Below are 11,916 nucleotides of genomic sequence, written 5' to 3' on the forward strand. Positions count from 1 at the left end.
CCCGGACCAGACGATCTGCGTCGACGGCCGCCGGATCGGTGGTCAACGAGACCGCAACGGTCTGCCCGATCCCGTGCACGCCGAGACTGGCCGCATGCACCGACGACAGCGCCGGGAAGCCGGCGGTGAACAGCACCGGGCCGCCGCCCAGCCGCAGATCGGCCGGTCCGCGGTACACCGAGGAGACCACCAGCGCTCCGGCGACCTCTCCCGGTACCTGCGACGCGGCGGCGGTGAGCCGGGCCGCCAGCGCCCGCAGGACCGGCGGTGCGGCGGTTGCGGCACGACGGCCGGCTCGCGCCGCGGCCGTCCGGTCGGCCCTGTCCGCATCGGCGATCTGTGCGGTGATCGCCGCCGCACGTCGCGCCGGCGGCAGCTGCGGGTGCAGGGCTATGCCGACGTTGTGGAAGCTGTTGCGGGCGGGCCGGCGAGTCCCCTGGGCGGGCCGGGCCATCGTCAGTTCGACCTGCAGAGCCGCATCGCCGCTGCCCAGGTAGGCGGCCAGAGCCGGGCCGAGGCGGGTCAGGACCGAGGCGGTGACCGTGGCACCGTCGACCACCAGATCGGTTTTGTCCACCAGCAGTACGTCGATTCGCCGGTCGGCGCCGGGGGCCGCGTTGAGGGCAGTGGCCGCCGCCGGTCCCGTCGGCCGCCGACCGCTCCCGACCGGATCGGCTGGCTGCCGGTACCACGCCCACAGTCCCAGTCCCAGCGCCGCAGCCAGACGCAGCGGGGTGGCCAGCATTCCGGCGACGGTCCGCACCGGCCCGGGCCGACGCCCGGGGCGCACGGGCCGACCCGGTGGCCGGTCACCGCCGAACAGGAACCGGGCCAGGTCGGCCACCCCGCGCCCGTCGGCCAGTGCATGGGAGACCTGCAGTACCACCACCCACACCCGACCGCTCGTGTGCGGAGCGCCGGTGAGCGGGCCGAACAGATGTACCCGCGTGGTCGCCGTCGTCGGATCCAGTCCGTCGGTGAGCAGTCCGGCCACCGACTGCAGACACTGTTCCCAGGTCGCCGGGCCGCGATGGCAGCGGACCGGTTCGGGTGCAAGATCCGGCTCGGTGCGGCACCAGCGTGGATAGGCCAGATCACCCGGCGCCGGCGCCACCCGAACGGCGAAGTCGTCGAGGCCCCGCATCCGGGCGGCCAGCTCCCGCGCGATCATCTCGGGATCGCTATCTGCTTGGGCCGCAAAGCAATACAGGCCGAACTGGTCGCTGACCCGATGCCGGGAATGCCAGAACATATCGGCATCGGCCGGGGTCAGCGCTGACATGACGACTCCTCGCAGTTCGCGGCGACCGCCACGGTAGGGTCGCGATATCCACCGTACGAGGGAGCTCGCACCATGCCCGAGGGCACCGTCACACAGTCCGTTCCGGTGATCGTGGGGGTCGGCCAGGCCTCCGAACGGATCGACGATCCCGACTATGCCGCCCTGGGCGAGGCCGACCTGGCCGCCGCCGCGGTACGCCAGACCCTAGCCGACACCGGCGCCGATCCGGCGGCCGTGGTCGCAGCGGTCGAGGTGATCGCCGCGGTGCGCTCGTTCGAGAAGTCCAGCCCCGCCGCCCATTCGCCGTTCGGCCGGCCCGACAACTTCCCCCGGGCCGTGGCCGCCCGCACCGGTATGGATCCGGCGCGAGCCGTCGAAGAGGTCACCGGCGGTCAGAGCCCGCAACATCTGGTGACCGAGTTCGCCGCCGAGATCGCCGCCGGCCGCGCCGGCGCGGTGCTGCTGGTCGGCGCCGAGGCGATGTCGACGGTGCGCCAGGCCGCCCGCTCCGACGGCGACAAGCCCGATTTCAGCGAACAGGTCGGCGGACAGCTGGAGGACCGCGGCTACCAGATCGCCGGGATGGTATCGGTGGAAGAGGTCAAACACGGCATCATCGCCCCGCCCACCCAGTACGCACTGCTGGAGAATGCCCGCCGGCACCGGTCGGGCCTCTCGCGCAGCGACTACGTCCGGCAGATGGGCGAGCTGTTCGCCCCGATGACGACGGTGGCCGCCGCCAATCCGCATGCGGCCGCCCCGCGCGCGTACACCGCCGACGAACTCATCGAGGTCTCGTCGAGCAACCGGATGATCGCCGACCCGTATCCGCGGCGGCTGGTGGCTCGCGATCAGGTCAACCAGGCCGCGGCGGTGTTGCTGATGTCGGAGGACGCGGCCGCTGCCGCCGGTATCGACCGCAGCCGATGGGTGTATCTGCACGGGCACGCCGACACCGTCGAACAGCCGCTGCTGGCCCGGCCGGACCTGTCGCAGGCCCCCGCTCAGCCTGCCGCCGTGCGCGAAGCCCTGGAGATGGCCGGCCTGACCATCGACCAGATCGACGCCTTCGACCTGTACAGCTGTTTTCCGGTGGCCGTCTCGGTGATCGCTGATGCCTTCGGGCTGGCCGCCGACGACCCGCGCGGCCTGACCGCCACCGGCGGGCTGCCCTACTTCGGCGGCCCCGGGAACAACTACTCGATGCACGGGATCGCCGAGATCGTGCAGCGCGTGCGCCGCACCCCCGGCTCACACGGTCTGGTCACCGCCAACGGCGGCATGCTGAGCAAACTGTCGGTCGGCATCTACTCGACCGAACCGGTGCCCTGGCGACCGTCCACCTCACCGGCCCTGCAGGCAGGCCTCGATGCCCGCCCGCGGGTGCCCCTGTGCCGTTTCCCCGACGGTCCCGCCACTATCGAGACCTTCACCGTCACCGATCCGGACCGGGATTCGCGCACCGGACTGGTGATCGGACGGATGGCCGACGGCTCGCGCTTCGTCGGTGCCGTCGATCCGCGCGATGAGGCGCTGTTCACCCGGTTGGCCGGCGAAGACGACCCGGTCGGCACCGGCGTGTGGGTGCGCTCGGCACCCGACCGCAACCACGTCACCGTCGACGAGGCGACCATGGACCGGCTCCATCCGCGCCGTCCGGTCGGTTTCCGCGACTCCTACGAGGACGTCCTGGTGCGCCGCGAGGGCCGCGTTCTGGAGATCGTCATCAACCGCCCGCAGTCGCGGAACGCGTTGAGCCCCAAGACAAACGACGAACTCGACGAGATCTTCGACGCCTACTTCGCCGATCCGGAGTTGTGGGTGGCGATCCTCACCGGTGCCGGCGACAAGGCCTTCTCCTCCGGTAACGACCTGGCCGCCAGCGCCGGTACCGGCGCGCTGGCCACTCCGGCGAACGGTTTCGGCGGGCTGACCAGCCGGCGCGACAAGCCCAAGCCGATCATCGCCGCAGTGAACGGCTACGCCCTCGGCGGCGGCCTGGAGGTGGCCCTGGCCTGCCATCTGATCGTGGCCGATCCGGCGGCGACCTTCGGGCTGCCGGAGGTGAAGGTCGGGCTGGTCGCCGCCGCCGGCGGGCTGGTGCGGCTTCCCCGGGCGGTCCCCGAGGCCCTGGCCCGGGACATGATCCTGACCGGCCGGCGGTTGACGGCGCCCGAGGCACTGGCGCACGGGTTGGTCTCCCGGGTCGCCGAACCCGGCGATGTGCTGGCCCTGGCCCGCGAGGTGGCCGCCGAGATCCTGGCCGCGTCCCCCACCTCGGTGCGCGAATCGATCGCGGTGATGGCCGAGTCCGACGGTCAGCCGGATACCGTGACCGCGGTGCGCGAGAGTCTGTCGGTACTCGACCGGGTGCTGGTCAGCTCGGACACCCGCGAGGGAATCCTGGCTTTCGTGCAGAAACGCGCACCCCGCTGGACCGGCCGCTGAGACTGCGCGGACCGGCTGCGCCGCCCGGTGTCCCCTCGGTACCGTCGAGGTTGCCGCGACCCGCGCGGCCCCGGCCGGCGACGGTCGAGCCGAACACCACCAGGAGAAGCACCATGAGTTTCACCGACAAGGCGAAGAACAAGGCCGAAGACCTCAAGGGCCGGGCGACCGAAGCCGCGGGCGCCCTCACCGGAGACGAGGAACTCAAGGAGAAGGGCGAGCAGGAGCAGGTGCTCGCCGAGGCCAACGAGATTGTGACCGACGCCGCCGACAAGGTCAAGGGCGGCGTCGATGCGCTGAAGGACAAGCTTACCGGACGTTAACCGGCCAGTTTCAGACCGATGACCCCGGCGATGATCGCCGCGACGCACAAGATCTTGACCGTCGAGACGGTCTCGGCTCCGGTGGCCATCGCATAGGCGACGGTGCCGATGGCGCCGACGGCCACCCAGACCGCGTACGAGGTACCGGTCGGCAGCTCCCGCATCGCATAGGCCAGTCCGCCCATCGAGATCACCAGGGCGCCGAAGAAGATCAGGGTCGGTCCCAACCGGGTCAGACCGTGGGAGCGGCCCAGGGCCGTCGCCCAGACGGCTTCGAAGGCACCGGAGACCAGCAGCACAAGCCACGACATGATGGATCCCTTTCGAACCACCGTCTTGTCGCGGACCGGGTACGGCGGGCTCGTCCGGGTGCCGGGATGCCCGGCGCACGCTGACGATCCTATCGGTCGCGCGCCGGGATCGGTAGCGTGGTCTCGACGACATCTGCCGCCCGCACCCCAGGAGGTCACATCATGGCTCAGAGCGATCCGTTCGGGCCCGACGACGAGGACTTCGACCGCTTCACCCGCGAGGTGGGCGACGGCCTCAAGGATCTGGTCGGGCGATTCCTGGCCGGACAGGCCGGACAGGCCGCCTGGTCGACGTTCACCGACGCCACCGCCCGCGCCAAGGCGCGCCCGGACCGCGAGGACCGGCCGGCCGAGCGCGAGGTCTCTGCCGACGCCACCAGCGGCGTCTGGGCGGTGATCACCACCACCGCGGGCGGGCCGCGGGTGGACCAGGTGTTTCCCACCGAGCTGGCGGCGCTGCGCGCCAACCAGCACAACACCGAAGCCGACCGACGCGTCCGTTTCCTGCCCTACGGCATCGCCGTGACCGCGCTCGACGGCGAGTGAGCGGGGACCGGGGTGCCCCACTGGTGGCAGCTGAACATCGTCGACGGCGGTAAGGGGCCGCTGCTGCTGGCGTTCTGCGCCTTCGTGGTGACCTTTCTGATCACCCGCACCATCACCCGGCTGATCCGGGCCGGTAAGGGTCCGTTCACCAACGTCTCCGCCGGCGGGGTGCACCTGCATCACTCGACGCCGGGACTGATCCTGCTCATCATCGGGGCCTTCACCGCGGTGGGGGCACCGACTCATTCGGTCTGGCCGTATGTCGCGGCGACTCTGGTCGGTGTCGGCTCGTCTCTGGTGCTGGACGAGTTCGCGATGATCTTCCGACTGCAGAACGTCTACTGGACGCAGGAGGGACAGCTGTCGGTAAATATGGTGACCCTGGCCGGCGCCTGCATCGGGCTGGCGGTGGTGGGCTTCTCACCCGCCCGCGTTCCCGAGCTGAGCGATCGGGTGATCACCACCCGCTGGGCCGTCGCCGCCGCCCTGGTGGTGCACTTCGGGCTGCTCGCGGTCACCGCCCTCAAAGGCAAGTCGGCGACGATGCTGATCGGACTGTTCCTGGCACCGGTGGCCTGGGTCGGTGCGGTGCGACTGGCCCGGCCCGCCCCCCCTGGGCGCGCTGGTTCTACGGCGACGGCGAAGTCGCCGCCGCCGCGCGCCGCGAGGAGCACTTCGACCAGCGCTGGGGTGCGGTGCGCACCCGATGGGACGATTTCATCGGCGGCACCCCCACCCCGCCGGCCACCGGCGCCCAGGGCTGAGCACCGACCGCATCGCCCCGATCCGGCTCAGGCCATCGCGGCCAGCGCAGCCAGCGCCTTGTCGGCATGCACGGTCATGTTGACCTCCGACGAGATGATGCCGGCGACCCGGCCGTCGGCAGTGATGGCGAAGGTGGTGCGTTTGATGGGCAGACCTGCGAGTTTGAGCAGGCCGCTGCGGGAGACGCCGTAGCGCTGAGACACCGCCCCGTCGACATCGGCCAGCAACGGATAATCCAGGCCGTGTTCCTCGGTCCAGCGGCCCTGCTTGGCCACGTCGTCCCGGCTGATCCCGATGCGCTGCACGCCGGCGGCGGCGAACTCGGCGGCCAGATCCCGGAAGTGGCAGGCCTCCTTAGTACAGCCGGGGGTGAACGCCGCCGGATAGAAGAAGAGCACCACGGGGCCGTCGTTCAGCAGTTCCGACAGGGTGCGGACGGCTCCGGTCTGGTCGGGCAGTGCGAAGTCGGGGGCCTGATCACCGATTCTCATACCTTCAGTGTGCCGCACCACAGGCTTGTGTGCTCACCGGTCCCGGCCGTGTGTCCACACCGGGGTGCGCTTGTCCAGGAATGCGCCGATCCCCTCCTGCGCATCGCAGGAGACGGCATTGGCCGCCATCGTCTGCGTCATCAGCCGGTAGGCCTCCGGTTCGGTGACGTCGATCTGCTCGTAGAAGGCGCGTTTGCCGATCGCCAGGGTGTGGCTGCTGGCGTCGGCGATGCGGGTGGCCAGCTCGTGCACGGTCCCGGCCAATTCCCCGGCCGGGACGGCCCGGTTGATCAGGCCCCAGTCCACGGCGGTGGCGGCATCGATCATCTCGCCGGTGAGCAGCATCTCCATGGCGCGTTTACGGCCGATCGCACGGGTCAGCGGCACCATCGGGGTGGAACAGAACAGCCCGATCCGGACGCCGGGTGTACTGAACCGGGCGTCGTCGGCGGCCACCGCGAGATCGCAGGTGGCCACCAACTGGCAGCCCGCCGCCAGCGCCATACCCTGGACCTGCGCGATCACCGGCTGCCCGATCTGGTGGATCACGCTCATCAACTCCGCGCACGCCTGAAAGATCTGGTCCTGGCGTTCGCGGGTGGCACCGTGCACCTCGGCCAGATCGTGTCCGGCGGAGAAGGCCGGCCCTTCGGCGTCGATCACGATCACCCGGACCCGCTCGTCGGCGCTGAGCTCGCGCAGCAGACGGGTCGCCTCACGCATGGTCTGCTCCGACAGCGGATTGCGCCGGCGCGGTTCGGCGAGGGTCACGGTGCCGATCGGCTCCTCGATACGGGCGGTCACGGCGGCAGTCGTCTCGGGCATATCCCCATGGTGTCGCGCCCGGCCCCGGTCCGCAGCCGGATGCCCGGAACACCCCCCGCCGGACCGCTCTCACGGGACCGGTCCGGCTCGAGATTCCGCCGCCGCCGCGTCCCGGCGGCCCCGGGCCGCGGCATGCCTACACTCGGGGTTGTGCCCACCAGAACACGATTCCGCTGGCTGTGGTGGTTGGTCGCGTACCTGTCGCTGGGGCTGGGCCTGATCGGAATCGTGCTGCCGCTGCTGCCGACAGTGCCCTTCCTCCTGCTGTCGGCCTATGCGGCCGCACGCGGTTCGCAGCGGCTGCACGCCCGGCTGCTGTCGGACCCGCGGATCGGCCCGATGATCACCGACTGGCAGCGCAGCGGCGCGATCTCCCGGCAGGCCAAATGGCTGGCCGCCGGGACGATGACCTTCGCGGCGGCCCTGCTGTTTCTTCTTGCCCCGATCATCTGGGTGGCGGTCGGCGCCACGGCCATCATGGCCGTGGTGTGCACCTGGATCTGGCTGCGACCCGAGCCCGACCGGCCATCGTCCGACCCCGAATGAGTGGCCGGGTAGATTCACCCGCATGGCGATCAAGGGACTGGCTGCCGTCGGCGCCACCATCGCCGTTCTGACCGCCGGCTTCGGCGCCACCCTGGGTACCGGCACCGCCGAGGCTGCCCCCAACCCCTCGGTCCGGGTATGCGCAGTGCTGGCCGGCAAGCCGTACCACGGCCCGCTCAACCTGCGCAGCGACGACTGGTGGGATATCTTCGGCCGCACCCAGAACACCGCCGGCAACGGCTGCACCGAATTCCGGAACGTCCAGGCACACAAGGGATACCGCGCCGTGGTCCGGGTGGAGAACATGCCGTGCCAGCACGGACTGCGCCCCGACGGCACCTGGTATCGCTGGGGTGTGCGCGGTGAACGCATCGGCCAGTCCAAGCGCGCGGTGACCAAGTCGACCGGCCGCACCGACCTGGGGCGCATGGTGGTTCGCCAGCACTACACCCAGTGTTTCTGACGCTCCCGGCACCCTGACTTGGGGTGCTCGGCACCCCGAACTCGTTCCTGGGCGACGGAGCGGCGTTCGGCGCGGGCTACCCGGAATCAGCACCCGGCAACGCCGACCGATCGACCGGTGACAGACCACGAGGGCGGCCACCGGGAGATAGTCCCGGTGGCCGCCCTCAGTGTTCCCGTCAGATCGCGTCGTCCATCCGACTCGGGATGTTCGATCCGGTCAGGACGTCATCGACGCCAGATCTGCGTTCAGCGTCCGGCTCGGACACATCGCATCGTGCAGCTTCTGGGTGTCCGGCTTGTAGTAGCCGCCCAGATCCACGGACTTGCCCTGGACCACCGACAGCTCCTCGAGGATCGTGTCCTTGTCGGCGGCGAGCTTCTCGGCGAGCGGAGCAAAGTGCGCGGCCAGTTCCGCGTCCTCGGTCTGCGCGGCCAGTGCCTCCGCCCAGTACAGGGCCAGCCAGAACTGGCTGCCGCGGTTGTCCAGCTCGCCGGTATTGCGCGAGGGCGACTTCCGATTCTCCAGCAGCTTGCCGGTGGCCTCGTCGAGGGTCTCGGCGAGCACCGTCGCCTTGGGATTGTCGTTCTTGCGACCGACGTCGTCCAGGCTAGCGGCCAGGGCAAGGAACTCCCCCAGGGAGTCCCACCGCAGGTGGTTCTCCTCCACCAGCTGTTTGACGTGCTTGGGAGCACTGCCGCCGGCGCCGGTCTCGTACAGTCCACCGCCGGCCATCAGGGGCACGATCGACAGCATCTTGGCGCTGGTGCCCAGTTCCAGGATCGGGAACAGGTCCGTCAGGTAGTCGCGCAGGATGTTGCCGGTCACCGAGATGGTGTCCAGCCCGCGCATCGCACGTTCGAGGGTGTACCGCATGGCCCGGACCTGCGACATGATCTGGATGTCCAGACCCTCGGTGTCGTGGTCGGCCAGGTACTTGTTCACCAGCGTGATCAGGTTGTTCTCGTGCGGGCGGTACGGGTCGAGCCAGAAGACCGCCGGCATCCCGGAGGCCCGGGCGCGCTCCACGGCCAGCTTCACCCAGTCCTGGATCGGGGCATCCTTGACGATGCACATGCGCCAGATATCGCCGGCTTCGACATCCTGGCTCAGCAGCACCTCTCCGGTGGTGGAGTCGACGATGTTGGCCACACCGTCGTAGGGGACCTCGAAGGTCTTGTCGTGCGAGCCGTACTCTTCGGCCTTCTGCGCCATCAGTCCGACATTGGGCACGGTGCCCATCGTGGTCGGGTCGAAGGCGCCGTTGGTCTTACAGAAGTTGATGATCTCCTGGTAGATCCGGGCGAAGGTGGACTCGGGCATGACGGCCTTGGTGTCCTTCTTGCGGCCGTCGGCGCCGTACATCTTGCCGCCGATTCGGATCATCGCCGGCATGGAGGCGTCGACGATCACATCGCTGGGCGAGTGGAAGTTGGAGATGCCGCGGGCCGAGTCGACCATCGCCAGCTCCGGCCGCTGCTCGTGGCAGCGGTGCAGATCCTCGATGACCTCTTCCTTCTTCGACGCCGGCAGGGTGTCGATCTTCTCGTACAGGTCGACCATGCCGTTGTTGACGTTGACGCCCAGTTCCTCGAAGAGTTCCCCGTGCTTGGCGAAGGCGTCCTTGTAGAACACCTTGACCGCGTGACCGAAGACGATCGGGTGACTCACCTTCATCATGGTGGCCTTCACGTGCAGCGAGAACATGACACCGGTGTCGCGGGCGTCGTTGAGCTGCTCCTCGTAGAACTCCAGCAGCGCCTTCTTGCTCATGTACATGCTGTCGATCACGTCGCCGGCGTCCAGCGGAACCGTCTTGAGCAGGTGGACCTCACCGTCGGGGGTCACCACCTCCATACGCGCATCGCAGGCATGGTCCAGGATCATCGACTTCTCACCGGCGTAGAAGTCGCCGTGGGTCATATGGGCGACGTGGCTGCGTGAGGCCATCGACCACTTGCCCATGCTGTGCGGATTGGCGCGGGCGTACTCCTTGACCGCCTTGGGTGCCCGACGGTCGGAGTTGCCTTCGCGCAGAACGGGGTTGACCGCGCTGCCCAGGCAGGTCTGGTAGCGATCGTGGATCTCCTGCTCTTCGGGGGTCTTGGGATCCTCCGGGTAGTCGGGGAGGTCGTAGCCCTTGGCCTGGAGTTCGGCGATGGCGGTGTTCAGCTGCGGCACCGAGGCACTGATGTTGGGCAGCTTGATGATGTTGGTCTCGGGGAACTGCGTCAGGCGACCGAGTTCGGCGAGGTTGTCCGGGACGCGCTGTTCCTCGGTGAGCCGGTCGGGGAAAGCGGCCAGAATGCGGGCGGCGACGGAGATATCACTCGTCTCGACGTCGATTCCGGCGGCCGCGACGAAGGTGCGCACGACCGGAAGGAATGCCTCCGTCGCCAGTCGCGGTGCCTCATCGGTCAGCGTGTAGATCATCGTCTGGTTTTCGGAGGTCATAGGGTATCGACTCTTTTCAGCTCGTGCGGATCGCGTTCTTGTGGAACTCCGTTGTCTCACTGACCTCCATTCTGGCCTCAGAAACACGTTTGTGGGTACCGGCCCGCAGAATGCGAGGTGACCCACACCACGCCACATCGTTGACCTGCATTGCTTGCAGTAGTACGCAGCCGGATCGTTGCTCTGGTAGGGCGACGCCGGGGCGACCGGAAAATGGCCGGGCGATGGACGGGAGGCAAGCATTTGCGCCCCAGCCGACGGGGCGCGAAGCTGTCTGTCGTGACCCGCATCCGGCTGCTCGTCGTCAGCCTCCTCAGCGCCCTGGCTCTCCTCGCCCCGACCGTTCCGGCACTCGTCTCCGCGGCACCGGCCCCCGCCGGTTTCACGCCCGGCCAACTGATCGGTCCGTTCGAATCCGATCTCCCGCCCGGCGGCAGCTACATTCCGGTATTGAACGGATTCACCGTTCTGCGGGACCGGCATCCGCAGGTGATCGCACAGAACCTGAACACCACCGTCGAGATCAACCGGTCGGCGGACCCGGCTCAGCGCCGCGATGCGATCGCAATCAACTACGACGACCGGATCATCTCGCTGTCGTACGCCCTCGGCGACACCGTCGGCGGCGAGTTCCGCACGCTGCTCGCGGCGGGCAAGCTCCCCAAGGTCGCGGCTCTGGTCTCCGGATACACCGCCCGGGCCATGCTGCCGATGGGCACCACGCTGCTGGAGAAGGAATACTTCGACAACCCGCGGCCGTTCGAGGTCGCACCCGGCCGGATCACACGCTACGACCGTCCCGGCGGAACCGCCTACACCGATGTCGCGGGCAGCGGCTCCTACCCCTCCGGTCACACCGCGATGGGCTACTGGCAGGGCGCCCTGCTCGCCTCGTGGCTTCCCGAGCTCGGTCCGCAGATCATCGCTCGCGCCGGCGATATCGGCCGCAGCCGGGTAGTGCTCGGTGTGCACTATCCCCTCGATGTGATGGGTGGACGGATCTTCGGGCAGGACCTCGCGGCCGCACGCCTGGCCGACCCCGGTTTCTCGCCGCTGCTGACCCAAGCCGGGGCGCAGCTGCGCCGGGAACTGTCGGCGGCGCTGGGCACGCCGGTCGCCAAGGCCATCGCAGCCGATCCCACCGTCGGCTCAGCCGACGAGGCCGTGCGGGCCCATCGTGCGGATATGACCTACGGATTCGACCGGATCTTCCCGTCGATGCGCAGCACCATCCCCGCCTCGGCCGCTGCACTGCTGCGCACACGCTTTCCGCAGCTGACCGATGCGCAGCGGCTGGACATCCTGCGTCGCACGGCGCTGCCCGCCGGTTACCCGCTGGACCAGTCCGGGCCCGACGGCGGCTGGGTCCGCATCGATCTGGCCGCCGCCTATGCGGCGATCCCCTGATCCTCCAGCGGGTACAGACGCGTTCGCCGACCCGGCCGGGGACCCCGCCGGCGCC

Annotated in this window: 10 protein-coding genes, 1 pseudogene and 1 riboswitch; of the genes and pseudogenes, 7 read left to right on the top strand and 4 right to left on the bottom strand. The window is 69.3% G+C overall.

Going from position 1 to position 11,916, the window contains the following annotated elements; all coding sequences use genetic code 11:
* The first annotated feature begins 1,354 nt into the window (after positions 1-1,354).
* Both GOHSU_RS02125 and GOHSU_RS02130 read left to right on the top strand, forming a co-directional pair.
* Positions 1,355-3,730, top strand: coding sequence for an acetyl-CoA acetyltransferase (locus tag GOHSU_RS02125; RefSeq protein WP_005936069.1), 2,376 nt, complete (start codon positions 1,355-1,357; stop codon positions 3,728-3,730).
* A 113-nt stretch (positions 3,731-3,843) separates the two neighbouring features.
* Positions 3,844-4,053 carry a CsbD family protein gene (locus tag GOHSU_RS02130; RefSeq protein ID WP_005936072.1) on the top strand — a complete coding sequence of 70 codons (210 nt, stop codon included), beginning with the start codon at positions 3,844-3,846 and terminating at the stop codon, positions 4,051-4,053.
* On the opposite strand, the gene GOHSU_RS02135 is transcribed toward GOHSU_RS02130, so the two are convergent.
* Complete coding sequence (locus GOHSU_RS02135; protein WP_005936076.1) at positions 4,050-4,364, bottom strand: DMT family transporter; 315 nt, start codon at positions 4,362-4,364, stop codon at positions 4,050-4,052. The two genes, GOHSU_RS02130 and GOHSU_RS02135, sit on opposite strands and share 4 nt — an antisense overlap.
* Positions 4,365-4,378: 14 nt before the next feature.
* Positions 4,379-4,444, bottom strand: a riboswitch (guanidine-III (ykkC-III) riboswitch).
* 82 nt (positions 4,445-4,526) lie between these two features.
* Between GOHSU_RS02135 and GOHSU_RS02140 the strand changes: the two genes are divergently transcribed.
* Together GOHSU_RS02140 and GOHSU_RS16445 are read left to right on the top strand one after the other, a co-directional pair.
* Positions 4,527-4,910, top strand: a complete 384-nt coding sequence (locus tag GOHSU_RS02140; RefSeq protein WP_005936079.1) for an Rv0313 family protein — start codon at positions 4,527-4,529, stop codon at positions 4,908-4,910.
* A 12-nt stretch (positions 4,911-4,922) separates the two neighbouring features.
* Positions 4,923-5,674: pseudogene (locus GOHSU_RS16445) on the top strand (hypothetical protein).
* 27 nt (positions 5,675-5,701) lie between these two features.
* Here GOHSU_RS16445 and GOHSU_RS02145 read toward each other — a convergent pair.
* Together GOHSU_RS02145 and GOHSU_RS02150 are read right to left on the bottom strand one after the other, a co-directional pair.
* Positions 5,702-6,166: a peroxiredoxin gene (locus GOHSU_RS02145; RefSeq protein ID WP_024332723.1), complete on the bottom strand. Its 465-nt coding sequence runs from the start codon at positions 6,164-6,166 to the stop codon at positions 5,702-5,704.
* A gap of 33 nt (positions 6,167-6,199) precedes the next feature.
* The gene (locus tag GOHSU_RS02150) at positions 6,200-6,991 is read right to left on the bottom strand and encodes an enoyl-CoA hydratase (RefSeq protein WP_005936088.1); all 792 of its coding nucleotides are present in this window, start codon (positions 6,989-6,991) and stop codon (positions 6,200-6,202) included.
* Between the two features lie 150 nt (positions 6,992-7,141).
* Between GOHSU_RS02150 and GOHSU_RS02155 the strand changes: the two genes are divergently transcribed.
* Positions 7,142-7,537 carry a YbaN family protein gene (locus tag GOHSU_RS02155; protein WP_005936091.1) on the top strand — a complete coding sequence of 132 codons (396 nt, stop codon included), beginning with the start codon at positions 7,142-7,144 and terminating at the stop codon, positions 7,535-7,537.
* Between the two features lie 22 nt (positions 7,538-7,559).
* Positions 7,560-8,000, top strand: coding sequence for a hypothetical protein (locus GOHSU_RS02160; RefSeq protein WP_005936094.1), 441 nt, complete (start codon positions 7,560-7,562; stop codon positions 7,998-8,000).
* 219 nt (positions 8,001-8,219) lie between these two features.
* Here GOHSU_RS02160 and GOHSU_RS02165 read toward each other — a convergent pair whose 3' ends face one another.
* Positions 8,220-10,454, bottom strand: a complete 2,235-nt coding sequence (locus GOHSU_RS02165; protein ID WP_005936098.1) for an NADP-dependent isocitrate dehydrogenase — start codon at positions 10,452-10,454, stop codon at positions 8,220-8,222.
* A gap of 279 nt (positions 10,455-10,733) precedes the next feature.
* On the opposite strand from GOHSU_RS02165, the gene GOHSU_RS02170 reads away from it, so the two are divergent.
* Positions 10,734-11,861, top strand: a complete 1,128-nt coding sequence (locus GOHSU_RS02170; protein WP_005936101.1) for a phosphatase PAP2 family protein — start codon at positions 10,734-10,736, stop codon at positions 11,859-11,861.
* The last annotated feature ends 55 nt before the right edge of the window (positions 11,862-11,916 follow it).

This window comes from Gordonia hirsuta DSM 44140 = NBRC 16056 (genome assembly GCF_000333015.1).
GTDB lineage: Bacteria > Actinomycetota > Actinomycetes > Mycobacteriales > Mycobacteriaceae > Gordonia > Gordonia hirsuta.